The organism is Pseudoalteromonas sp. JSTW (genome assembly GCF_013423925.1).
Classification (GTDB): Bacteria; Pseudomonadota; Gammaproteobacteria; order Enterobacterales; family Alteromonadaceae; genus Pseudoalteromonas; species Pseudoalteromonas lipolytica.
Genome location: NZ_CP058972.1, coordinates 3,142,132 through 3,167,887, shown reverse-complemented (window position 1 = coordinate 3,167,887; position 25,756 = coordinate 3,142,132). Strand labels below are relative to the sequence as shown.

Below are 25,756 nucleotides of genomic sequence, written 5' to 3'. Positions count from 1 at the left end.
CGTTTAAAGGAGAAGTTCCATGGCACGCGGTGTGAACAAAGTAATCTTGGTTGGTAATTTAGGCCAAGATCCAGAAGTACGTTATATGCCTAATGGCAATGGTGTAGCGAATATCAGCATTGCTACGACTGACAGCTGGAAAGATAAAAACACAGGGCAAATGCAAGAGCGTACAGAATGGCACCGTGTTGTTTTATTTGGCAAGCTAGCTGAAGTAGCGGGTGAGTACCTTCGTAAAGGTTCACAAGTTTATATTGAGGGTCGTTTACAAACACGTAAGTGGACTGATCAATCTGGCCAAGAAAAATTTACCACTGAAATCGTGGTAGACATGGGCGGTCAAATGCAAATGTTAGGTGGCCGTGGTGGCGACCAACAGGGTGGTGGTTATCAAGGTGGCCAATCACAAGGCGGTTACCAAGGTGGTCAACAACAAGGTGGCGGCTATGGTGGCGGTTCGCAGCAAGCGCAAAGCAACAGCTATGCACCTCAGCAGCAGCCAGCACCGGCGCCAGCACAACAACAGCGCCCACAACAACAGCCTGCACCTGCACCGCAGCAAAATAACAACCAATACGGTGGTTATGGCCAACAGCAAAGCAGCGCACCACAGCAAGGTGGTTTTGCTCCTAAGCCACAAAATGCACCGCAAGGTGGCGCATCAAACCCAATGGAACCACCAATCGATTTTGACGACGATATCCCGTTTTAGCACCGGGGAAAAGTTAAAGTATTAAGCAAGATACTTTATATAAAGATTGTATTAAGAACCCAGCCTTGGTGCTGGGTTTTTTATTGCTCAAAATAGACCACTTAATTAAGCACAATGGTATAAACGAATGGGGATGGCTTCGAATATGTTTCGGTTACAAAATAATTCTCATTAAGGCATTTTGCTAGGTGTTTAAATTTACGTAACTTTTGACAGCGTTGGTCAGGGGATGAATCAGAAATTTCTTTAAATCGCGCTGCAGCCTTGTATTTATAGGGTTCTTGAACAACACTTTGTGTATATTTGGGCAACTAACTTGTGAAATGAAAAAAGACCTAACATCACAAATAAAGCAACCGGAAGTCATTTATGTGACGGCCGCTTTTTTGTTATTAGTTGTTTTTAATATTTTTTTAAGTGACGTATTACACGAGAAAGTGCATCGCACAGGTACTGAGCTTGCAAGGCAAGTATACGACTTAAACTTAGACCCCATTGCGTCAAAAGATATCATTGCAACCTTAGTTGAAAGTAAAGGTTTTGCTATGAACGTGACAGATGTGCCACATAATTTTGCCAACTTTATTGATTTAGAGCAGGAGGTATTTAGTTATCACACTGTGAGTTTGCGCCTTTTTCACTGGCCTTCATGGGTCGTTGAAAGTCATTTATTTATCTTTTTAAACTTAATTCTAATTGGGGCTGGGTATTGGGGATTTCGCTGGTGGCGGGTACTGTCTAAAAAAGTATTGGTAGCCGCAGCACCGCCGGTGAAGCCTATTGAAAAACAGGTCAAGCCGGTACTTACAAAAGGAGAGCTGCCAAAGCCGCTGCCTCATCAAGATTTAAATATTTTGTATGGGGTACCAACAAACTACAATCATTTATTTGCTCTGTTTTTTTGGAAAACCCCGTTTCCGGCGAATCTTGATGTCGATAATTACTTTAAAGTAGTGATTGCCAAAGGGTTTGGGGAACTTGTTAACCGTTCGGTAAAACTACTTCCCTCGGGCGGTATAGCTGTAACACTAAACAGTGTGCCTGCCACCGAAGTTGATAAGTACACCAAGCGTTTGCATCACGTTGTATATCAAGCGTGCCTTAATTATCGCAGCGATTTATCGCGTGGTGATATAAAAATAGGTGTATGTAATTACCGTACTGGTGCTGATCAGGCTGTGGTGTATCAGCTTACTAAATCGGCACTGACTTTAGCTAAGCAAAGTGCGTGGCAACACATTCACCGCTTACCGTTTGGGCATACGCAATCTAGTATGCTCACTGATAGTAATGAGCACCTGTTTGAGTACATTAAGAAAAAGCATTTTATGCTGTTCTTTCAACCGTTGTTTGACTTAGAAACAGGGGAAATTTTACAGCATGAAGCGCTTATTAGAATTCGTCATAAAAGCTTAGGATTACTTGCTGCTCGTCATTTCATTCCACAGATGACCAGCAAGAAAGATGTTTTATTGTTAGATCAGACCGTAGTGACACAAGTACAAAAAATGCTTGATAACGAATCAGGTGCGATGATGGTAAGTATAAACTTACATGCGATGAACTGGTTTAATGATGAGTTTTGGCATTGGTTTAAAGCGCAAATGCAAGGCTTTGATGCAGCTAATAAATTACAATTTGAGCTCAGTGAAGACGATTATTTAAAACAGCATAAACAATTAAGCTCGCAGTTTGCTTGTTTAGAAAAATTATCCGCAGGTATTGTGATTGACAATGTTCGCAGTGCCGAAAACCTTGTTGAATACAAGCAACTTAATAATGTGTGTAGTATTAAATTGGCATACGAGCTTATTCATAATATTGATACTAATACGCAGCAACAAAAAGTGGTTAGACAGATTATAGCGAAAGGCAATGAGCTTAATTTTCCTGTTTATGCTGTAGGCGTTGAAACACGCAACGAGCTTGCAACATTAAAAAACCTAGGCGTCATCGCAGCGCAAGGTTTTTACTTTGCTGAACCCCTACAAAAGCTTGCCGATATAACGCCTTTTAGTTAGATTAAACGACGGTACTTTAAGCCGTCTAACCCTTGCAAGCCACCAGTATGGATAGCCATGATCTGCGTGCCTTCTGCAAAGAAACCTTGTTCTATCAATTGCCACAGCGCATACATCATTTTACCGCTATAAATAGGCTCTAGTGGGATGGCATGTTGTTGCGTAAATGTCTGACAAAACTCCCACAGTTCATGACTGAATTTGCCATAACCGCCATCATGATGTTCAAGTAATAGCTGCCAATTTTTTTGTTGTCTTGCTTTACGGCTCAGTTGCTTAATGTCATCAATTAAATATTCGGCCTGTTTTAATACTGCAATACCGAGCACGGTTGTGGAGTGTGGGCTGCCTTCAATTAAGCCTGCCAGCGTGCCACCACTGCCTGTTGGGCAAATAATGACATCGCTCGTCGGTAAGCTTTGCGCTAATTCTTGGCACCCCAGCAGCGCCGCAGGGTTAGTGCCTCCCTCGGGTAGAATATAAGCATGCGGGAACTGCTTTTGTAATTCTGCCAAATAGCGGCTTTCGCCTCTTAAACGGTAAGTAATACGGTTAACGGGGTGCAATGTCATCCCGCAGCGTTTGGCGTACTGCAATGTGGGGTTGTGTTCATCAAGCTCAGGTCCGCGAATAATACCGTGCGTTTTAAACCCAAATAACTGACCCGCAGCTGCTGTGGCATGAATATGGTTTGAAAATGCGCCGCCAAAAGTGAGTAGCTCAGTTTTTCCCTGTTGTTGCATAGCCCGTAAATTAAATTTTAATTTACGCCATTTGTTACCACTAATTTGTGGGTGAATAAGATCATCACGTTTAATCTGTAATGTCAGCTTTTGTGCTGATAACAGTTCGTGGTTGATGGTTTGAACAGGCGATTCAGAAATAATAGTCACGGTTTAATTTACGCTAAAAAAGACGCTTAATTGTAGCAAAGTCGTCATAGAGATAGAAATTAGTCAATTAAACTAAAATGATTTTGTTATTTACTGGCATCAACTAAGGTAATAGTTGTAAACTCAGATAATAATTGAACAAAGCTTGTGTTTTGCCTTGCAAGTACATAGCATAAGAGTTTAATTATAAAAAATAATAATGACCAAATAATTGCCGCTTTTTGGGAATGGAATATATGCGAATTGCTCCTTTATCTCTGTTAATTTCAGTTAGTTTGCTAGCATCGAGTGCATTTGCACAAGATACTGCTACGGTAACTGGCATTGAATCAGAGATCAGTAAAAAACAAGCCGAATACGATAACTCGACCTTAATACTCGAAAAACACCTAAAAGAAGAAAGTCAGTTACAAAAACAACTCGAATTATTGCGCGCCCGCTCAGCTGAGCTAGACAAAGAAAAAAACCAAGCGCTTGATGCAATGAACGAGATGTATCGTCGATTAATTGATGACCCCACTTTAGATATTAGCAATGCACAAACGCGCTATCAAAAAGCAGTGGTGGATCACAAACAGAACAAAGATGACATTTCGATGCAATTGGCGGCAATTGCATCGCATAGAAAAGATATTGAGCAAATTCGTGTTGCTAAGCATACCCAACTAAACACCTTAGAGAGCTTAAAAGAGCAACTCGCAACAGCACGTGTTGAACGTTTGCGCAATGAGTTTACGCGTGAAGGCACACTTGAAGTTAATCATACGATTAATTGTAAGCGCACTGAAACATTAGCAGCGTGTGAGCAACGTGGTCAGCAAATGGGATTACAAAAAGCCACCAAGCGCTTTGTAGATCAAATTTTTGCTAACTTAACAGAAGAACGTTTAGTTGAGCCGAAACGCAATTTAGCGGGTGCACAAGTTAAAATTTTAAGTAGTCATGTTGTAAATAGTGCCTTTAGCGGACAAGGTAACTATAACGTGAACTTAAGCGTAACGATGCGCGGTGATGTGAACAGCAGCCGTTTATGTAGTCTGCTTAACTTAGACAACCGTTTTTGCGCAGATTATGGTTCACCGCTTGCTGGAAACTATCAACCCAATTACACCACCACTTACTCTGATAGTCAGTTAACATTCAGTGACTCTCAGGATAATAGTCAGGTGGTATCGGTTTCGCGTATGAGCGAACAACCTGTAAGTGATTACTCAGTAAAAAAGCCAGTAAGGGTTGAACCATTACCTGATCTAAAAAAATCTAAAATGGTTGAATTAACGCTTCGTTCAAATGTTTATGATGATGAAGTGTTTATTGATGGTGTGAGCTTTGGGTCAACCAAGCTAACGACATCATTACCAAGAGGTTTTCATGATATTGAGATACGCAAGCGTGGTTATAAAAGCTATAAAGCGCGTTTAGACTTGCGTAAAGCTCAAACTATTAATGCAAAATTAGTGAAAGAGCCTGAACCAATTGTCGCTGCCGTTGTCGCAACAGAGCAACCTACAGCAGCGCCAGTGGCAAGTATTGTTAATAAAACCAATACAGCGAGTATTGTGGTTATCCCAGCGGGTACATTTAAAATGGGTGACATTAACGGTAATGGCTTAGCTAATGAGCGCCCTGTTGTTGAAAAAACCATTGCTAACTCATTTGCCATGCAAAGCAAAGAAGTCAGTGTGGGTGAATATGAGCAATTCGTTGCTAATACAGGTTATAAAACAGAAGCCGAAAAGAATCGTGGCTGTGCTTATTACTTAAATGGTGAGCCAGTATGGGAAGCGACCTTAAACTGGCGCAACCCAGGTTTTGAGCAAGACAGTGATTTCCCGGCTGTTTGCTTAACGTATAATGATGCCAAAGCATATGCAGATTGGTTATCAGGGCAAACAGGGCAGTTGTTTCGTTTACCGAATGAGGTTGAGTGGGAGTACGCTGCACGCGCAGGTAAAGAAACTGAATACCCTTGGGGTAACGAGATAGGTAAAAATTTAGCGAACTGTGGCTGGTGTGGTAGTGAATGGTCAAACAAAAGCGCTGCACCAACCGGGTCGTTTTCTCCTAATGCATTTGGTCTGTATGACACAGTAGGTAATGTATGGGAATGGACAAACAAAAAACCGGGGCAGTCTGATGTGACTGTTCGTGGTGGGGCATGGAATTTCGCTCCGAGCCTAGCACGTGTATCAACACGCTTAATTTTAGCGCCAGATTTTCGTGCAAACTATATCGGGTTTCGTTTAGTACGCGAGCGATAAAAATTTTTAAAGGAAGCAAAGCAGGCTTCCTTTTTTAGCAATTTAATAAAGGCAGTTGCGCTTTATTGTGCTTAGCATGGTAGAGTGAGAGCAGCTAGTATAAGAACGTATTATCAAAGGTCATCCAGCCTCATGTTTAAAAAACTTCGTGGTATTTTTTCAAACGATCTATCGATCGACTTGGGTACAGCCAATACCCTTATTTATGTAAAAGAAGAAGGTATCGTATTAAATGAACCTTCAGTAGTTGCTATTCGTCAAGAGCGAGCTGGTGGTCCTAAAAGTGTTGCGTCTGTAGGTACGGAAGCAAAACAAATGTTAGGCCGTACACCGGGTAACATTAAAGCGATTCGTCCAATGAAAGACGGTGTTATTGCCGACTTTTATGTCACCGAAAAAATGCTCCAGCACTTTATCAAGCAAGTACATAACAACAATTTTATGCGTCCTAGCCCACGTGTCTTAATTTGTGTGCCGTGTGGGGCAACACAAGTTGAAAAACGCGCTATTCGCGAATCAGCAATGGGTGCAGGTGCACGTGAAGTGTATTTGATTGAAGAGCCAATGGCTGCGGCAATCGGTGCAGGCTTACCTGTATCAGAAGCAACCGGTTCAATGGTTGTAGATATCGGTGGTGGTACGACAGAAGTGGCCATTATCTCGCTTAATGGCGTGGTTTACTCATCATCTGTGCGTATTGGTGGTGATAAATTTGATGAAGCTATTATCAACTACGTCCGTCGTAACTTTGGTAGCCTAATTGGTGAAGCAACTGCTGAAAATATCAAGCATCAGATCGGTTCGGCATTCAAAACCGATGAGCCTGTTGAGATTGAAGTACGTGGTCGTAACCTTGCTGAAGGCGTGCCGCGCTCATTTACACTTAACTCACATGAAATCCTAGAAGCATTACAAGAGCCTCTAATGGGGATTGTAAGTGCGGTTATGGTTGCACTTGAGCAATCACCTCCTGAGCTTGCCTCTGATATCTCTGCACACGGCATGGTATTAACAGGCGGTGGTGCACTGTTAAAAGATTTAGATCGTTTATTAATGGAAGAAACAGGTATTCCTGTTGTTGTTGCTGACGACCCACTAACTTGTGTTGCTCGTGGTGGCGGTAAAGCATTAGAAATGATTGATATGCACGGTGGTGACGTATTTAGTTACGACTAATGAAGTTAATGTTTGGTCGTACCATCTCTTTGCAACTGCGACTCTTTGTCGCAGTGCTTTTGAGTGTCGTATTGATTGTGGGCGATCGATATACACAAGGTGGTACAACAATCCGCACCAGTTTAAATACACTGGTTAGCCCACTCATCTATCTTGCCAATTTGCCGTATGAGCTATTTAGTATTGGTGCGAAGAATCTTCATACTCGCGATCAGCTTCTTACTGAAAACGAAGCACTGAAGAAAAAACAGCTTTTACAAAGCGAACAACTACAACAGCTGCAATTTTTATCGCGTGAAAACGACAAGTTGCGTGCGTTACTCGGTTCGTCTGCAAAGCAATCAAATCGTAAAATAATTGCCCAAGTGCTCTCTGTTCATTCAAATCCATACAGCCATCAGGTTGTGATCAATCGTGGCACTACAGATGGCTTAAGCGAAGGCCAAGCTGTGATTGATGAAATGGGGGTTGTCGGGCAAATTACACAAGTGGGTTCAACCACTTCTCGCGTTTTGCTTATGACCGACACAACCCATGCGACACCGGTACGTATTTTACGCAATGATGTTCGCACTGTGGTTGAAGGGATTGGCAAAATAAATGTCGTGAAGCTGTCGCATGTGCCGCATAGCCTTGATGTACGTATTGGTGATATTTTAGTGACTTCAGGTCTAGGGGGGACTTTCCCTGAGGGGTATCCTGTGGCCGTGGTAACCGAAATTAATCGTGATGAAGGGCACCCATTCGCACAAGTGTATGCTGAGCCAATTGCCCAACTTGACCGAATTCGTTTATTGGTTGTGCTGTGGCGTAATCAGCAGGAGAGCATAAGCAATGAATAGCCGTCACTCTTTGCTGATTGCAATTAGTATCTTTTTTGCACTGGTCATGGCATTAATGCCGTTACCTATCTCATTTGAGCCATACCGCCCAGACTGGGTGTTACTGGTGCTTATGTACTGGTCGTTAGCGGTGCCGCACCGTTTAAACATTGGCACAGCGTGGGTTGTGGGTTTATTAATGGACTTAGCATCGGGCTCTCCACTGGGCGTGAACTCGCTGACCTATTCGGTGTGTATTTTTATTACCGCCAGTAACTTTCAAAAAATTAGAAACTTTTCTTTATGGCAGCAAAGTATATTAATTGCTTTGTTTTTAACGCTTTACCACTTAATGCAATTTTGGCTTAATCACTTTTTGATGGGAGTTTACTTCAGCCCTCATTATATGTGGCCCGTGCTGACTGGCATGCTGTGTTGGTGGTGGATTTTCTTAATTTTGCGTAAATACCGCCGTCATTTCAGGATTAGATAATGCAAACCGCAATTTATTTGGCGTCTGCATCACCGCGCCGAAAAGAGTTGCTCAGCCAACTCGGCGTTGAGTTTTCTCAATTTAGCGTTGATGCAGATGAAAGCCAATTTCCGAACGAATCGCCACGTCATTACGTAGAACGTTTAGCCAAACTCAAAGCACAATCAGGCGTTGCAATGGGCTATACCGACAGGCCCGTGTTAGGCAGTGATACGGTTGTGGTTATTGATGACACAGCCCTTGGCAAACCGCTTGATAAAGCCGACTTTGTAGCAACGATGCAACGTTTGTCGGGCCGAACTCACCAAGTTATGACCGCCGTTGCAATTGCTGATACACAGCACGTAAAAAGCTGCCTTGTAATTACCGATGTCACTTTTAAACAGCTTAGCGATGATGAAATCGACGCTTATTGGCACTCTGGTGAACCGCACGATAAAGCGGGTGGTTATGGCATTCAAGGCCAAGGTGGACGGTTTGTAAGTCATATTTCTGGTAGCTATTTTGCAGTAGTAGGCTTACCTTTATATGAGACTGAGCAGTTATTAAATGAATTTTTAAGAGGGTAACATGAGCACTGAATTACTGATCAACGTTACACCGAGTGAAAGTCGTGTTGCGCTTATTGAAAACGGCGTACTACAAGAGATCCAGCTAGAAAGAATCGGCAACCTAGGCATTGTTGGCAATATTTACTTAGGCAAAATCAGCCGTGTATTACCGGGAATGCAAGCCGCATTTGTTGATATAGGCTTAGAGAAAGCAGCGTTCTTGCACGCATCTGACATTGTAAATAGTGCTTCAATTGTTGAAGGGGTCGATGAGCAGCCCATTAAAAAGGTGCAAGATATCCGTGAACTAGTGCGCCAAGGTCAATACATCATGGTGCAAGTAGTGAAAGATCCTTTGGGCACCAAAGGGGCGCGCTTAACGACTGATATCACAATTCCATCACGCTATTTAGTGTTCATGCCTGACGCGACCCATGTTGGCGTAAGTCAGCGTATTGAAACCGAAGAAGAACGTACCAGACTGAAAAAAATAGTCGCTGAATATGGCGATGAAGATGGCAGCTTTATTGTGCGTACTGCTGCCGAAGGCGCTTCAGAAGCTGAGCTGCGTCACGATGCAGAGTTTTTGAAAAAACTGTGGCAAAAAATTGTCAATAAACGCAAAAAAATCAGTAAAGAGAGCATCTTACACGAAGACTTAACGCTGGCGTTTCGTACCCTGCGTGATTATGTTGGCGAAGACATGGAGCGCATTCGTGTTGACTCAAAGCTGACATACCAAGAGTTAAAAGAATTTACTGAAGAGTTTGTGCCCATCTTATCTGGGGCGCTTGAATACTACCCAGGTGAGCGACCTATTTTCGATTTGTTTGATGTCGAAACCGAAATTCAAAAAGCCCTTCACCGTAAAGTTGAACTTAAATCAGGTGGTTATTTAATTATTGACCAAACCGAAGCAATGACTACCGTTGATGTAAATACCGGTGCATTTGTTGGGCATCGTAATTTAGAAGAAACCATTTTTAACACCAACATCGAGGCAACATCGGCAATCGCACGACAACTGCGATTACGTAATTTAGGTGGCATTATCATTATCGACTTTATCGATATGGTAAGTGACGAGCATAAACGTCGCGTTTTACACTCACTTGAGTCGGCACTGGCAAAAGACCGCGCAAAAGCCAACATCAATGGCTTATCTGCTCTGGGTTTAGTCGAGATGACTCGTAAGCGTACCCGCGAAAGTTTAGAACATATTTTATGTGACGTGTGCCCCGCGTGTTCAGGCCGAGGGTCGCAAAAAACCGTTGAAACGGTATGCTACGAAATTCTGCGTGAAATTGTCAGGGTTAACCGTGCCTACGCAGCCGATAAGTTTATGGTGTATGCAGCGCCTTCGGTAAGCGAAGCGTTGATCAACGATGAGTATCATAACCTCGCCGAGCTTGAACTATTTATAGGTAAACAGGTCAGTATTCAAACAGAGAGTTTATACAATCAAGAACAGTTTGATGTGGTAATGATGTAATGAAGGCAAAAACGGTCTGCTTTTTTTGTTTACGTAAGTTATGGCAAGTTTTTGCTATTACTATCGTACTGCTGGCCGTTATTGTCTCTGTTTTAAAGTATACCCTGCCATATGCCAATGACTATAAAGGCGACATTGAAGCGTTTTTGTATGAACAGTTCGATGTAAATCTTTCAATAGGTGCTATCTCAGCCAGTTGGCAAGGTAAAGGCCCTTCATTAGTCCTTGAAGATATTTCCTTTGAGGACAACCAGACTTCACCGATTGCACTCACCATAGATAAAGCCAGCCTAGAGGTAAATCTGTGGGAGTCGATTAAAACTCGTCAACTTAAATCAAGTTACTTTGTGATCAATGGTTTTCATGCCGATGTTGATTTGCCAACCATGCTTAAGTTTGGCAACAACAAGCAAGCAGACAGTTTTGAGCAAAAAGAGTTAATAGAAAGCTTGTTTTTGGGTGAAACGGGCCACTTTGCGATTCAAGACAGTAGCATTAATTTTATGCTTAATGATGGCAAAGAGCGTACGTTAATTCTTGAAAACATTGTGTGGCAAAATACCCCAGAACAGCACCAAGGTTCAGGAAGCCTAGCCTTACCGGGGATTTCTGTCGGCAACTTTGATGCCCGCATGGCACTTAATGGTTCAACGCTTGAGACCATGGCTGGCGATATTTATGTGCAAGCTGCGAATGTCGATGTCTCAAAATGGTTGGCACAATACATCAATACAGACAAACAACAATTGCACTCCGATATGAACTTGCAAACTTGGTTTAGCCTTGAAAAAGGACTGATCAGTGACGTAAAAGTGCAATGGTTACCCAGCTACATAAATTGGCAACAAAACCAAGAAGCGCATCAAATTAGTTTAAATGAAGGGGGCTTTCACTTATTCCCTTGGCAGAATGGTTGGCGTTTAAAAAGTACCGGACTTGCTTTTGAAAGTGATTTAAAACAATGGCCAACATTGCAGTTTGAAGCCCAGCTTGGAGATACAAATAAGATTTGGCTCAAGCAGTTTGACTTTGCATTGTTATCAAAATTATCTCAATTGAGTAACTTTGAAGTATTAGCGCCATTTTTAGAACGACAGCCTAATGGCCAATTAAGCGAAGCGTATGTTGAATTTGGTGCGCAAGATAACTGGCAGTTGTGGTTTAAAGGTGAACAGCTCAACTGGTTATCCTTACAAGGGATCCCTGGTGGGCAAGCCATTCGGGTTGAGGGAAATATTAACCAAGCTGCGGGGCGTATAACGTTATTTGGCGAAAATAACCGTTTGTTAACCAATGGCAGTTTTAGCCAAGACATTCCTTATAATCAGTTAAATGTTGAACTTGATTTACGTCATTACGACGATGGCTGGCGTATTAGCAGTGACAACATTTGGCTTGATAATGACGAAGTAACCGTTGCAGCAGAAATGATGCTTAGCCTAACTGCAGAGCCGCGCCTTGATTTATATGCCGAAGCGTACGCACCTGATGCCAACGTGGCGGGGCATTATTTTCCATTACCGGTAATGAGCGAAAACTTAGTTAACTACCTAAACGGCGCCATTAAAGGCGGCGAAGTTAATAAAGCACAGGTGTTGTTTTCGGGGCCGTTTAGCGGTTTTCCGTTTAAAGAGCAACAAGGGCAGTTCGAAGTATTGGCAAATGTGAACAATGCCAAATACCAGTTCACACCCAGTTGGCCCAGCGTTGAAAATGCCAATGTGATTTTGCATTTTGAAAATGAACGCATGGATATTTACAGCAAGTCAGGCACACTTGTAAACTTATCACTTGGCGACAGTGTACACGTAAGTATTGCTGATTTAATGCATGCCGATACTCTAAATGTAGCGATAAATAAACGTGCCCACGGCAATAAATTACAGTCATTTTTTGCAGCCACACCGCTCGCTAAACCGTTAGCAAGTGTTTTTGAAGTAGTACAAGCGCAAGGTGAAGCCACAGCAAATATTAATTTGCTTGTCGATTTACATTCAGGCCATGTTGATGCCCTCGGCGAAGTTGAGCTTGCTAATTTACCTGTTTATCTTGCTCAGCCTGGCATCACACTTAATCATATGACAGGCATTGTTAAATTTAATAACGACAAAATTGATTTAAAAAATGCCAAAGCTGATTGGTTAGGTATGCCGTTAACAGCCAGCTTTAATAGCGAAAATGTGGCTGATAATTACCGCGCAGAAATCGCGATTAAATTGGCCTTAGATGCAGAACCATTAATTGAGCAAGGGCAGGGTCTGCTCGAAGGTTATTTAACGGGGCAAAGTGACGTTGCTATTAATGTCTCCCTTAACTTTTTACCCAACGACTTCAACTATCGCGCTGATATCAGCGGTAACTTAGTGGGTATAACCAGTCAATTACCCGCACCTTACACAAAAAGTGCTGACAATGCTTGGCCTATCAAAGCGGTAGTGCAGGGCGATCATATTTCTAATTTGATCACTGCAAATATCAATGAACAGCTATTTTTCAATGCTATTTTAGATAATGGCAAAAAGCAGTTTAATAACGCACACCTTATTTTAGGTTCAAAAGATTTAGGCCTTAATCGAGATGGTTTTGCGGTATCGATTGACCTACCAGAAACTAAGCTTGTGCCATGGTTTGGGTTGATTGAGCAAATTATCGATTTGACCAAGGCTAAATCAGATGGTCCTGGCGTAATGCCTGCATTTAACAATGTAACGGGTCAATTTAATAAGTTAGCGGTTCAAAATATCGATTTTAATGATGTTGAGTTTAGGCTAGCACCAAAGCAAGCCGATTTAGAGCTTAAACTAAATGCCAAAGAGCTCAGAGCTGATGCACTCATTCCGACAGGCGATACACGTAGGCCTATTCAAATATTTACTGATTATTTACGGGTTAACTTTAATGACACCGCGACGGAGTCTGCACACGAAGTTGAACAACCTGAAGACTTAAGCTGGTTAACACGTATTCCAGCCATCGAATTTAACTGTGAAGATTGCAAACTAGCCGAGTACCAACTTGATAAAGTAAAAGCCACGTTTGGTGGTGATAATAATAGCTTGATATTTACTGAGCTCGTGATAGATAAAGGCGACCATATACTGAGAGCAAAAGGGCAATTTGCTGATGGCTCAACGCGTTTTAACGGTCACCTACAAAGTGATGATATTGGCGACTTATTTGATGAGTTTGATATTACTACTACAGTAAAAGACTCCGATGCCGACATAAAATTTGCCCTCGCTTGGCAAGGTGCGCCGTATAATTTTGATGTGCCTACGCTAGCAGGCGAGTTAGATTGGCGTTTAGGTGAAGGGCATTTAGCGGAAGTGAGTGACGGTGGTGCTAGGGTGTTTTCATTGCTTAGTCTCGACTCACTGGTACGTAAGCTCAAACTTGATTTTAGAGATGTATTTTCAAAAGGCTTCTTTTATAACAAGATGCAAGGCACGATGCAGTTAGAGAAAGGGATTGCTTACACTCAAGATACCAAGCTTGATGGTGTGCCTGCCGACTTAACGATTAAAGGCCACACTAACTTAAATACCTTTGAAATAGACTACGATCTAGCCGTTGCCCCGCAGGTTACCTCAAGTATTCCAGTGATCGTGGCATGGATGGTCAACCCGGTAAGTGGCCTTGCGGCGCTTGCAATCGATAAAGTAATTCACTCTGCGAGAGTGATCTCAGAAATCAACTTTAAGGTGACAGGCAGTATGAATGATCCGGTTGTTGAAGAAATTGATCGTAAGAGCCGTGAAGTAACCTTACCGCAAGCGGCACAAAGCCAGCCGCAGTCATCAACAAGGCTTAAATTAAAAGATGCAGCCACCTCAGCGAGCTTCGATAACAATGACAGTTAATACTCAGCCGCAGGTTGTAGCAGTGCAAATGTGCTCGGGAATGAATGCGGAGCAAAATTTGGCTTTTTTAGCAGACACGCTGGCGCAATTGCCCACGACACGCCCGCTGCTTGTATGCCTACCCGAAAGCTTTTTAATTTTTAGCAAGCACACTCAAGCAAGTTATCAGCTCGGATTACACATTGAACAGTATACAGCTGCACTGGCTGCGCTATGTAAACAATATAATATTTGGCTGGCTGCTGGGACAGTGCCGGTATCACAACCTAACGGTAAATATTTAGCCGCCTCGTTTTTATTTAATAACCAAGGTGAGGTGGTTGCGCAGTACAATAAGATCCACTTATTTGATGTCGATGTTGCCGATGGCACGCGTAATTATCGGGAGTCTGATGCCACCGAAGCGGGCAAAGATATTGTGGTGGTTGATTCACCCTTTGGTAAAATCGGCTTAGCAGTATGTTATGATCTACGCTTTAGTGGTTTATTCACTGCGATGCAGCGCCAAGGGGCTGAGCTCATCTTAGTACCCAGTGCCTTTACCACTGTAACAGGAGCCGCTCATTGGCATACCTTGTTGGCTGCCAGAGCGATTGAAACGCAATGTTATGTGGTAGCCGCTGCACAGTGGGGTGAGCACGAAAATGGCCGACAAACATATGGCCACAGCATTATTATTTCGCCATGGGGAAACACGCTCAGTGAGCTTGCCTCAGGCACTGGTTTTATCAGCCATGAGCTTGATTTAAACCGACTGAATACAATTCGCCAAGACATGCCTGTGCAGTCTCAGCAACGATTTAGAGAGCATTTATTATGAACACGGTTGAACAGCATTTATTACATGACAGCCAGCTAAATAGAGAAGAATTAGAAAAAACGCTCGCTTTTATTCATCAACATCAAGTGGATTATGCCGATCTGTATTTTCAATCTAGCCACCATGAATCATGGGTGTTAGAAGATGGTCTCGTAAAAGAAGGCTCATACAACGTTGAGCGTGGTGTGGGTGTGCGCGCTGTAAGCGGTGAAAAGACAGGGTTTTCGTACTCAGATGCAATCAATCTTGAAGCGCTGAATAAAGCCGCAACAGCAGCACGAAGCATTGCTAACGCAGGCGAAAGCAAAACGATTCAAGTATTTAGCGATGTAGCAGCAAAACAGCAGTATGCACCGCATCAGCCAATTCAAAGTATGAGCGATAACGACAAAGTGAGCCTATTGCGCGAACTTGAAAACTACATTCGCGAGTTAGCCCCCGACGCAGAGCAAGTGATTAGCTCTATGTCAGCAGTGTACGAAGAGGTACTCATTGCAGCAAGCGACGGCACCTTTGCCACCGATATTCGCCCGCTTATTCGTTTAAATTGTTCCGTATTACTTGAGAAGAATGGTCGCCGTGAGCGCGGTGGTGCAGGCGGCGGTGCGCGTTTAGATTACGGCTACTTTAAAGAGTTAGTTGATGGTAAGCCGCGCTGGATGGAATACGCAGAAGAAGCTGTACGCCAAGCTAAAGTGAACCTTGAAGCCATTGATGCGCCAGCAGGTAGCATGGAAGTGGTACTGGGGGCAGGTTGGCCGGGTGTGTTACTGCATGAAGCCGTGGGTCATGGTCTTGAAGGTGACTTTAACCGTAAAGGTGCCTCTGCGTTTAGCGGTAAAGTAGGTCAAAAGGTGGCTTCCGAGCTGTGTACCGTGGTGGATGATGGCACTATTGCTGATCGCCGTGGTTCACTGAATGTAGATGACGAAGGCACACCTGCTGCGTATAACGTGCTTATTGAAAACGGTATTCTAAAAGGCTACATGCAAGATAAGCTTAATGCACGCCTAATGGGTGTAAACCCAACAGGTAATGCGCGTCGTGAGTCGTATGCTCACTTACCTATGCCGCGTATGACTAATACCTACATGCTGGGGGGCGAGCACAGCCAAGCTGATATTATTAGCTCTGTGAAAAAAGGCATCTTTGCGCCAAACTTTGGGGGTGGTCAAGTTGATATCACCTCAGGAAAGTTCGTATTTAGCGCTTCTGAAGCGTATTTAATTGAAAACGGTAAAATTACTCAGCCTATCAAAGGCGCAACACTGATTGGTAACGGCCCAGAAGTGATGCAGCAAATTTCGATGGTAGGTAACGACCTTGCGCTTGATAAAGGCGTCGGGGTATGTGGTAAAGACGGTCAAAGCGTGCCGGTAGGGGTTGGTCAACCAAGCCTTAAAATTGACAACTTAACGGTCGGTGGTACGGCTTAGTCGCCCTCTTTTTCCCGCTTCAGTAAGGCAGGTTAAATTTTTAACCTGCCTCATTTCATAACACTTCACTTTGCAGTAAAAATGTATCAATATAGGTACCATCAATACCACTATATTCGTTACTGTTCGCAGTAAATATAATAATTTTAAGGTGAAAATATGAAAGTAACGCCAATTTTATTAATACTACTCATGCTTACCGGCTGTGCATCACAGGAAGTAAGAGAGGGGTCTGCAAATGAAGTGTATGCCGAGCACGAGTGTTTAGGCGGTGAACTAGAAACCGATTACAGCTATACCATTTTTAGTACAGACGAAGATGACAGCAGCAAAGGTTCAGTGACGTCGACGTGTCATCCGGTTAAAACAGAAACTGAGTTTGAGCGTGACTTACGCAATGGCGGGTAGCACGCCCATTACAGTGGCTTAACGTCTTATTAAGCCACTGAAAATTATCACCTAAAGCTTTAGCATAAATGGCTAAAGTGTACTCAGCATCCAGATACCTGCCGCTATCATAAATAAGTTTTCGCTGAGAGAAATAAAGCCCAGCGGCACATTGCTGTCGCCACCTACACAGGCACATTTTAGCTCTCGCTTATCGATATAAACGGCCTTAAACACCGACACCGCACCTATGCCACCAATAAACAACGAAAATGGCGCGACAGCTAAAGCTGGCAGCTTAGCCACCATACCTATGGCAACGTAGGCTTCAATAAACGGGTAAACATAGGCATAAGGCACAACACGCATTGCCAGTAAATCATAAGTAATGAATGAGTTTGAAAAGCTGTACAGATCTTGTAGTTTTTGAATAGCGAGCACCGCCATTGTCAGTGCAACAAACAGCATTAAGTTTTGCATCGACAGTAAAGCTGTGCCGCTGGCGTAGCTAAACCCGCAGCTTAAGAGCAGGGTAACCGCAAAAATCGCTAAAACAGGGGTATAAGTTGTGCCTTGTTGACCCGCTTCGGGCAGATTGAAAAAGTCGCGCAAATCATCATACCCCCCAATACGCTTATTATCGATAAAGGTTTGTGGCGTGGTTTTTACTTGATGCTGCTCTTTAAATGCATCTGTTTCTTCGCGGTTAGTGAGGTGGCGGTCATCAACCTCGTAACCATTGCGCTCTAACAAATCTTTAGATTTTAAACCAAATGGGCATATATGCTCATCGGTTACCATGCGATATAAAATTGCAGACTTAGACACAGTGCCTCCTTGTAAAAATGCCAAGCTTATTGCGTAATCTTTACTCGATAACACAGTAAACAATGGCAAAATGTTGGTATAACGTCGTAGCTACAAGGTTTGTGCCGACTTTCTACAAGGCATAAAAAAACCTTGCGGCAGCACCGCAAGGTTTTTAATATTTTCTCGCAACGCGAGTTTATCTCATCGTCACGAACTCTTCTGAGCCAGTAGGGTGAATCGCTACTACGGCATCAAAATCTGCTTTGGTCGCGCCCATTTTCATTGCGACTGCAAAGCCTTGGATCATTTCATCAACAGTAAAGCCAATGCCGTGTAAGCCAACAACTTTTTCGTTATCACCTGCACACACAAGCATCATGTTACATGCTTGGCGGTGTTGAGTAACTGCTGTGTACATAGCTGCAAAGCTTGATTTATAAACCTTTACGTTTTCAGCACCATATTGCGAAATTGCTTCTTGCTCTGTTAAACCAATCGTGCCGATAGGTGGGTGACTGAATACAACAGTAGGTACTAGCTCGTAGTCCATTTTTAAATCATCAGGCAATTCGTTATTGAATAAACGCTCTGATAAAATACGGCCCGCTTTTACAGCCACGGGTGTGAGCTCTATGCCGTGTTCGATGATGTCGCCAACGGCATAAATGTTTTTAGCGGTTGTATTTTGATACTCATCAACTTTTACGTAGCCACTTTCGTTAAGTTCAACGTCGGTCGCTGTGATATTCAGTTTATCGGTTGTTGGTGTACGACCAATTGCCCAAATAACTTCATCGACATTTTGGCTGTGACCATTTTCAAAGTGAATTGTTAAACTGCCATCGCTTTCTTTAATCACTTCTTTTGGTGTGCAGTCAGTGTGAAGTGTCGGGCCTTCTTTCGCCATAATGTCGACAAGCGTATCAACAATGTAAGGGTCAAAAGTACGTAATGGTTTATTTTTACGAACAAATAAATGCGTTTCAGTGCCAAGGCTGTGAAGTACACCTGCGATTTCGACAGCAATGTAACCAGCACCCACAACAGCAACACGCTTAGGTTGGGCATCTAGCTCAAAAAAGCCATTTGAATCAATACCTAGTTCAGCACCTGGGATGTTAGGAATCGTTGGACGACCTCCCACGGCAATCAGAATATGGTCAGCGGTGTATAGCTCACCGTTAACTTCAACGGTTTTGTTATCAACAAAGGTCGCGAAACCGTTGATTACCGTTACGCCATTGCTTGATAAGTATTTGTTATACCCTTGGTGGATACGGCCAATGTAAGCTTCGCGGCTTTCTACTAATTTAGCCCAACTAAAACTTTTTAATTCGACATCAAAGCCGTAATCGGGTGCGTATGCATTAATTGCTTCAGCAATTTGTGCGCCATGCCACATTACTTTCTTTGGAACACAACCTACATTCACACAGGTGCCACCCATGTGTTTTGCTTCAATAAGTGCGACTTTTGCGCCACGCATTGCTGCACGGTTTGCAGAGGCAATACCGCCACTGCCACCACCAATTGCAATGTAATCAAAATGCTGAGCCATAGTTTGTCCTCAAAAACAGATAGTTTTTTATTAATTAATCGATTTATTAATAAGTTGATAATAGCATAATAAAGACCGAGGTTAAGCCCCTTGTATTTCATCAATTCGCCCCAACTTCAACACCATATTCGCATAAAAATTGAGAACGAAAATGACAATTGCAGAAAATAACCCACTTATTGGATTAGAAGGGCTTCCGCCGTTTTCTAAGATTAAACCAGCCCATGTTGTGCCGGCATTAAAAGAAGCGATTGCACACTGTCGTGCCAAAATTGATGAGGTATTGGCAAGTAAGTCATACACTTGGAATGACCTAGTTCTTCCACTTGAAGAGGCTGATGACAAGTTATCACGACTATTTTCGCCAGTATCGCACATGAATTCGGTGGTAAATAGCGACGAGCTACGCGAAGCTTATGAGCAATGTTTGCCGTTGTTATCTGAGTACTCAACCTTTGTTGGTCAGCATCAAGGTTTATACGATGCCTATAATGCTTTACATAGCAGCGAAGAATTTAAAACACTCACCACTGCACAGCAAAAAACCATTACTAATGCGTTGCGTGATTTTGAATTATCGGGCATTGCCTTAAAGCCTGAGCAACAAAAACGATACGGTGAAATTAGTGCGCGCTTATCAGAGCTTGCCTCTAAGTTTGGCAATAATGTGATGGATGCGACACTCGCTTGGCAAAAACACATTACAGATGAAAGTGAATTAGCAGGCTTACCTGAGTCAGCACTGGCACTCGGTGCCGATACAGCAAAAAGCAAAGAGCTTGATGGTTGGGTATTCACCTTAGATTTCCCTTCTTATTTGCCTATTATGACCTATGCCGATAATCGTAAATTACGTGAAGAAACTTACACTGCGTTTGTAACTCGTGCGTCTGACCAAGGCCCTAATGCAGGTGAGTTTGATAACTCAGATATCATGAGCGAAGAGCTTGCACTTCGTCATGAGCTGGCCGAATTACTCGGTTTTAGCAGCTACGCAGAAATGTCATTAGCAACTAAAATGGCCGAATCTGAGTCGCAAGTGTTCTCGTTTCTAGAAGATTTAGCGGCTAAGTCAAAGCCACAAGCTGAGCAAGAGCTTGCTGAATTAACAGCCTACGCACAAGAAAAACATGGTGTAAGCGAGCTTGCAGCATGGGATTACGCGTATTACGCAGAAAAATTAAAGCAAGAAAAGTACGCAATTTCTGATGAAGTACTGCGCCCATACTTTCCTGCCGATAAGGTCTTAAACGGGTTATTTACCACAGTAAACCGCTTGTTTGATATTAGCGTGAAAGAAGTGCATGAGTTTGATAGCTATCATCCTGATGTGCGCTTCTTCGAGATTTACGATAGCAGTAACACGCTACGCGGCCGTTTTTATCTTGATTTATATGCACGTGACCGTAAACGTGGTGGCGCTTGGATGGACGATTGCATGGGGCGTAAAGTGCGCGCTAATGGCGAATTACAAACGCCTGTCGCTTACTTAGTCTGTAACTTTAATAAGGCAGTGGGTGATAAACCTGCGCTGTTTACTCATAACGAAGTGACAACTTTATTCCATGAGTTTGGACACGGTATTCATCATATGTTGACCCAAGTTGATGCTGCGCCAGTGGCGGGCATTAATGGTGTGGCATGGGATGCTGTAGAGCTGCCAAGCCAGTTCTTAGAAAACTGGTGTTATGAAGAAGAGGCCCTTAACTTTATCTCGGGTCACTATGAAACGGGTGAGCCGCTGCCAAAAGAACTGCTTGATAAATTATTGGCTGCGAAGAACTTTCAATCGGGCATGCAAATGCTACGTCAGTTAGAGTTTTCGCTGTTTGATTTTACCATTCACCATGATTACAAAGCGGGTGAACCTTGTAATATTCAAGCCACGCTTGATGAAGTTCGCAGTAAAACTGCGGTTGTTAAAGCCCCCGCTTTTAACCGTTTTCAGCATGGTTTCAGCCATATTTTTGCCGGTGGTTACAGTGCCGGTTATTACTCATATAAATGGGCTGAAGTTTTGTCGGCAGATGCTTTCTCTAAATTTGAAGAAGAAGGTATTTTTAATAAAGAAACGGGTCACGCTTTCTTAAAGAACATTTTAGAAAAAGGAGGCAGTGAAGAGCCGATGGAATTATTTAAAAAGTTCCGAGGTCGTGAACCTCAAGTCGATGCACTCCTCAGACACAGTGGCATTGCAGCCTAAGTTATTATTGAATGAAAGCGCCGTAAGGCGCTTTTTTTATTAATAAATCTTAGCAAAATCAATCTTGCGTACTATGCTTTTTAGAAAAGCATTTACAGGAATAAAGCATGTCAAAACTGGTGTTAGCCATTGATGATGATAAATACGTACATCATGTCATCGAAGAGTCGCTCTCGGGCTTTTGCACATTGATCCATGCTAAAAATGGCGAAGAAGGATTAAGACAGGCACTTAAATATAATCCAGATATTATTTTGCTGGATATTGAAATGCCCGGCAAAACGGGTTTTGAAGTATGCACTGAACTTAAAGCACACCCACAAACGAAAGATACACCGGTGATGTTTTTATCGGGTAAAACCGAATTGCCCGACCGGGTTAAGGGCTACAATGCCGGTGCAGCCGATTACATTGTTAAGCCGTTCAACGCTGAAGAACTTATGGCGCGTATTCGCGTGTTATACCAATATCGTCAGCACTCTAAAAAGTTAAAAAGTGATGTTGAACGTGCGCAGATCACCGCCGAAATAGCCATGACAGACTCGGGCGATATGGGGCGTATAATGCGTTACGTAGGGCAAAGTTATCATGCGCATGATATTAAAGCGTTGTCTGAACACATGTTTGAGTTTTTTAATCCGATGGATCTCGATGTGGTTCTTGCATTCTGGTATCAAGATATCGGCGTATTTTGCAGTGCAGAAGGTGGAGTATGTCCGCTTGAGCAAGAGCTACTTGAAAAACACCGTGACGCAAACCGCTTTGTTGATTTTGGGCATCGCACCATTGTTAATTACCCAAAAATATCGATGTTAGTAAAAAACATGCCATTAGACGATGCGCAGCTTTATGGGCGTTACAAAGATTTGTTTCCGCATATTCTCGAAGTGACTAACGCCAAAGTACAAGATATGGAAGTGAACGAGCGCGCGTTAGCCCAAGCACAGCAAATTGGTAATGCTTTTAATGAGCTGTCGGAACAGATGTATCAAAATAGTGACTCACGAGAGCGGGCTGTCGAAAAGTTTGCCGCACAATTAGTTGAGCTAACTAAGTCAGTGGAACAAAGTAACGTATCAAGCAGTGATGAAGTGGTCTTTCACCTTCAGCAGTTACAGCAAACCCAGTTGTTATTTGCATCGCTTAATGATGATTTAGCATTTATTAAATATCAGCTTAAACACATTATTGAATCGCGTAATGAGTTACTAGAAAACCTGCAAAAAATTGCAGAGCCACGCCATACTGAAGATGTCACCTCGCAAACAGATATCGAGCTATTTTAGCGATTTAAATAGTGACGTAACTTTTACTTTGCACACCTGTGAACCATGTATCTTAAATACGTTTGGGTATATACTTGCGTTGCATTCGGTTCACGGAGTAAATTGTGGTAATTCATTGTCCTTTTAAAGAAATGCGTCCTTATTTAGACGCCATAGAGCAACGTTTCGGTTTAGCCGAATGGGCTAAAAATAATGATGGCTTTTCATTGCACTATGACGATCAGGGCCTAAGCCTTAAAAAAAAGGATGAGCCGAAGCTGGGCGCTATTCATGTTGATTTTGTGAGTGGTGCGGCGGCGCATCGTCGCAAGTTTGGTGGCGGTAAAGGTCAAGCGATAGCCAAAGCGGTGGGCTTAAATAAAGGAGCCACTCCCGTTGTGCTTGATGCAACAGCAGGCCTTGGCCGAGATGGCTTTGTGCTTGCGTCGTTAGGTTGTCATGTAATTTTGCATGAGCGTCATCCTGTGGTTGCTGCGTTATTATACGATGGCCTAGAGCGAGCCTATAACGATGCTGATATTGGTCCATGGATGAAAGAAAAAATGAGCTTAGTGTTTGGCTCAAGCCACACATTACTGGCTCAGTGTAACAACGTACCAGATGTTGTTTATTTAGATCCTATGTTTCCACATCGAGAAAAGTCGGCACTGGTTAAAAAAGAAATGCGTGTATTCCAAGAGCTGGTGGGTGCGGACAACGATGCAGACGATTTACTCGAATTTGCGTATCCATTAGCTACTAAGCGGGTTGTTGTTAAGCGACCTGATTACGCGCCTTTTTTAAATGACAAAACCCCCAGCATGCAAATCAAAACCAAGAAAAACCGCTTTGATGTGTATGTAAAAGCTGCCATGGTGTAGTGCAGTTATTAAGTATTAATTTGTGATTACATTTGACGTTAATTTGGATGGTTTACATCAAATTGTCATAAAAGGTTAATATTCTACGCGCGTAACGACTTTTGGGAATGTAGTTCATGCGCGTGTCATCATTTACTCGGTTATTAGCCGTTTTACTCACTCTTGCCAGTATCTTACTGGCGGCCACCTTGTTTTGGGCAAGCCAAACCTTACTCGGCTTAGAGCAACAAGATAACGCTTACAACAAGCTAAAAAACACCATTATTATTGATTTAAAAAGCCACCTTGATGATTATTTAGAGCAAGGTGATAGCCAACATTTAAATCAAGCCTCTACCCTGATCAGCGATGTTAAAAAACAGCATTTAGCAAGCTTACCAAACGAGCTCGCAAGCCAACTAACGGCACAACTCAGCGAATTAGATAAAGACATTAACGGTAAATACCGAGCACTGGGGAAACTTTCAGGTAACGAAATGGCGCTGCTTGATAATTCACTCAGGCAAATGGCAGGGTCGGCATCATCGTTAGTGGGTTATGCAACACAAGCCAAGCCACAAACTGCATTAGCGCTTGAGTATTATCAACTTGCAAGTGATTACTACAGCGAAGTAACGACCCTTGCCTTATATACTTACAAACTCATTGTTAGTTTTGATCAAGACACCAAAACCAGCCTTAATCAAAGTGTGGCGAACCTTAACACCCTTGCCAATAAAATAGCGCAACTTGATAATTTAGGGGTCATGAGCGAGGTTGACGAAGACGCCTTATTTTTTGGCGAAGAGGCTGAAGACTTAGCAGGCGACATAAAAGCAGAGCTAAGCAGCTGGCCTAAGCGCTTTCCGCGCGACTTAGCGTCGACCATCGCGCAAGCAGAGCAACGCCAAACAGGCATGCAAGCATTACGTGCGCAAATAAACGCGCTGTCTAGTACGGTACTCGGTGCCGAGCAAAAATTAAAAGAGCAACAAGGGCAACTTAAGCAACAGGTTTTTATTGTGTTTTGCTTTGCTATTGGCATGTTAGTGGTGTTAGCGGCTGGCGTGTACTTTGTACAGCGTAATCAAGTGCTAAATCCACTGCGTCAATTACGTGATGGGTTTGCATTTTTAATTGAAAGCAACGAACTAAAAAATATTCAAAGTAATAACCCCAAGACAGAAGTGGGCGAAATAGCACATTACTTTAACCAGCTAATTGAGCGTCAACGCGGTGAAGCCGAAGAACGGGCGCAAATGCTTAAAGTCATTAATGACTTTATGCTAGAAATGAGCGAACACCTCCACACGATTGGTCAGCAAACTGATGCGAGCCGAACACAGGTCGAGCAAAATCAAGCTTTACTCAATGATATTCAGCATATCGGCGAGCAAGTTAACAGTATAAATAGCCAAGTGGCCGACAATGCCAAGCACACATTTGATGCCATGGAGCAAAGCTTAGGGTTTGCTGACAACATGCTCATAGCCAGCTCACACACTGAGCAACGTGTAGAGCAAGGTTTAACAAGTTTAAAAGCACTATTAAGTGGCGTAAATGATGTTGGCCACGTGATCGAAGTCATTAAAAATATTGCCGAACAAACTAACTTACTGGCACTTAATGCCGCCATTGAATCGGCGCGGGCAGGAGAGCATGGTCGCGGCTTTGCCGTTGTCGCTGACGAAGTGCGTAAATTAGCAAGACAAACCCAAGGCTCACTGGATGATATTAACAGCCAGCTTAATCGCTTAAGTGAAAACTCAACCATGGTATCAACACAAATTAGTGCGCTTGCGAGTGATGCCGAGTTACAAACGCAAAATGCCCAAGAGTTAAAGCGCAACTCAGAAGGGGTTGCCGAAAAAGCACAAGACGCCAATAAAGTCGCGTTTGATGCCATGGAGCTTGCAAAGCAGCAAAATGCTTTGCTCGAAAACTTTAGTCAGTCAATGCTCAGCATGAAAGGCCAAGTAAGCGAATCAAATGTTCTTGTGAGCGATATTCAACAGCGCCTACAACAGCAAATGAATACCATTAAACGTAGCTTAGGATTGTAATTAGCCGAAAATGGCTTCGCAGATATCACGCACTTTTGTGTATCGTAAAATGAAGCATGTGCTGCAATGTATCG

The 25,756-nt window shown here is 43.0% G+C and carries 19 protein-coding genes; 16 read left to right on the top strand and 3 right to left on the bottom strand.

Going from position 1 to position 25,756, the window contains the following annotated elements:
* Window positions 1-19 precede the first annotated feature (19 nt).
* Window positions 20-712, top strand: coding sequence for a single-stranded DNA-binding protein (gene ssb, locus GZH31_RS14290; protein ID WP_180311143.1), 693 nt, complete (start codon window positions 20-22; stop codon window positions 710-712).
* A 323-nt stretch (window positions 713-1,035) separates the two neighbouring features.
* Window positions 1,036-2,733 (top strand): EAL domain-containing protein, encoded by a 1,698-nt coding sequence (locus GZH31_RS14285; protein WP_180311142.1) that lies wholly within the window; start codon window positions 1,036-1,038, stop codon window positions 2,731-2,733.
* Here the strand turns inward: GZH31_RS14285 and GZH31_RS14280 are convergent.
* The gene (locus tag GZH31_RS14280) at window positions 2,730-3,626 is read right to left on the bottom strand and encodes a 1-aminocyclopropane-1-carboxylate deaminase/D-cysteine desulfhydrase (RefSeq protein WP_180311141.1); all 897 of its coding nucleotides are present in this window, start codon (window positions 3,624-3,626) and stop codon (window positions 2,730-2,732) included. The genes GZH31_RS14285 and GZH31_RS14280 overlap by 4 nt on opposite strands.
* 236 nt (window positions 3,627-3,862) lie before the next feature.
* Between GZH31_RS14280 and GZH31_RS14275 the strand changes: the two genes are divergently transcribed.
* The 10 genes from GZH31_RS14275 to GZH31_RS14230 all read left to right on the top strand — a co-directional run bounded on the left by GZH31_RS14275 (window position 3,863) and on the right by GZH31_RS14230 (window position 16,944).
* Window positions 3,863-5,887, top strand: a complete 2,025-nt coding sequence (locus GZH31_RS14275; RefSeq protein ID WP_180311140.1) for a formylglycine-generating enzyme family protein — start codon at window positions 3,863-3,865, stop codon at window positions 5,885-5,887.
* Between the two features lie 132 nt (window positions 5,888-6,019).
* On the top strand, window positions 6,020-7,063 hold the full coding sequence (locus tag GZH31_RS14270) for a rod shape-determining protein (protein WP_036973172.1): 1,044 nt from the start codon (window positions 6,020-6,022) through the stop codon (window positions 7,061-7,063).
* A complete protein-coding gene (gene mreC / locus GZH31_RS14265; protein WP_174403892.1) occupies window positions 7,063-7,905 on the top strand; it encodes a rod shape-determining protein MreC in 843 nt (280 codons plus the stop codon). The genes GZH31_RS14270 and mreC overlap by 1 nt, the downstream gene beginning before the upstream one ends.
* Window positions 7,898-8,377, top strand: coding sequence for a rod shape-determining protein MreD (mreD, locus tag GZH31_RS14260; RefSeq protein ID WP_036973169.1), 480 nt, complete (start codon window positions 7,898-7,900; stop codon window positions 8,375-8,377). Before mreC ends, mreD begins: the two co-directional genes overlap by 8 nt.
* Window positions 8,377-8,946 (top strand): nucleoside triphosphate pyrophosphatase, encoded by a 570-nt coding sequence (locus tag GZH31_RS14255; RefSeq protein ID WP_036973166.1) that lies wholly within the window; start codon window positions 8,377-8,379, stop codon window positions 8,944-8,946. The genes mreD and GZH31_RS14255 overlap by 1 nt, the downstream gene beginning before the upstream one ends.
* Window position 8,947: 1 nt before the next feature.
* Window positions 8,948-10,420, top strand: coding sequence for a ribonuclease G (gene rng / locus GZH31_RS14250; protein ID WP_036973165.1), 1,473 nt, complete (start codon window positions 8,948-8,950; stop codon window positions 10,418-10,420).
* On the top strand, window positions 10,420-14,280 hold the full coding sequence (locus tag GZH31_RS14245; protein ID WP_075593956.1) for a YhdP family protein: 3,861 nt from the start codon (window positions 10,420-10,422) through the stop codon (window positions 14,278-14,280). The genes rng and GZH31_RS14245 overlap by 1 nt, the downstream gene beginning before the upstream one ends.
* A complete protein-coding gene (locus tag GZH31_RS14240; RefSeq protein WP_180311139.1) occupies window positions 14,270-15,100 on the top strand; it encodes a carbon-nitrogen hydrolase family protein in 831 nt (276 codons plus the stop codon). Before GZH31_RS14245 ends, GZH31_RS14240 begins: the two co-directional genes overlap by 11 nt.
* Window positions 15,097-16,536 (top strand): metalloprotease TldD, encoded by a 1,440-nt coding sequence (gene tldD / locus GZH31_RS14235; RefSeq protein WP_036973157.1) that lies wholly within the window; start codon window positions 15,097-15,099, stop codon window positions 16,534-16,536. Before GZH31_RS14240 ends, tldD begins: the two co-directional genes overlap by 4 nt.
* A gap of 159 nt (window positions 16,537-16,695) precedes the next feature.
* Window positions 16,696-16,944, top strand: coding sequence for a hypothetical protein (locus tag GZH31_RS14230; protein ID WP_051501928.1), 249 nt, complete (start codon window positions 16,696-16,698; stop codon window positions 16,942-16,944).
* A 72-nt stretch (window positions 16,945-17,016) separates the two neighbouring features.
* Here GZH31_RS14230 and GZH31_RS14225 read toward each other — a convergent pair whose 3' ends face one another.
* The gene (locus tag GZH31_RS14225; RefSeq protein WP_036973154.1) at window positions 17,017-17,751 is read right to left on the bottom strand and encodes a glutaredoxin family protein; all 735 of its coding nucleotides are present in this window, start codon (window positions 17,749-17,751) and stop codon (window positions 17,017-17,019) included.
* A 178-nt stretch (window positions 17,752-17,929) separates the two neighbouring features.
* Window positions 17,930-19,291: a glutathione-disulfide reductase gene (gorA, locus tag GZH31_RS14220; protein WP_180311138.1), complete on the bottom strand. Its 1,362-nt coding sequence runs from the start codon at window positions 19,289-19,291 to the stop codon at window positions 17,930-17,932.
* A 151-nt stretch (window positions 19,292-19,442) separates the two neighbouring features.
* On the opposite strand from gorA, the gene prlC reads away from it, so the two are divergent.
* From prlC to GZH31_RS14200, 4 genes are all read left to right on the top strand, one after another.
* Complete coding sequence (gene prlC / locus GZH31_RS14215; RefSeq protein WP_036973149.1) at window positions 19,443-21,494, top strand: oligopeptidase A; 2,052 nt, start codon at window positions 19,443-19,445, stop codon at window positions 21,492-21,494.
* Between the two features lie 107 nt (window positions 21,495-21,601).
* Window positions 21,602-22,780 (top strand): two-component system response regulator, encoded by a 1,179-nt coding sequence (locus tag GZH31_RS14210; protein ID WP_036973146.1) that lies wholly within the window; start codon window positions 21,602-21,604, stop codon window positions 22,778-22,780.
* Window positions 22,781-22,884: 104 nt separating this feature from the next.
* Window positions 22,885-23,640, top strand: coding sequence for a class I SAM-dependent methyltransferase (locus GZH31_RS14205; RefSeq protein WP_036973144.1), 756 nt, complete (start codon window positions 22,885-22,887; stop codon window positions 23,638-23,640).
* A gap of 116 nt (window positions 23,641-23,756) precedes the next feature.
* Window positions 23,757-25,682, top strand: coding sequence for a methyl-accepting chemotaxis protein (locus GZH31_RS14200; protein ID WP_180311137.1), 1,926 nt, complete (start codon window positions 23,757-23,759; stop codon window positions 25,680-25,682).
* Window positions 25,683-25,756: the final 74 nt, after the last annotated feature.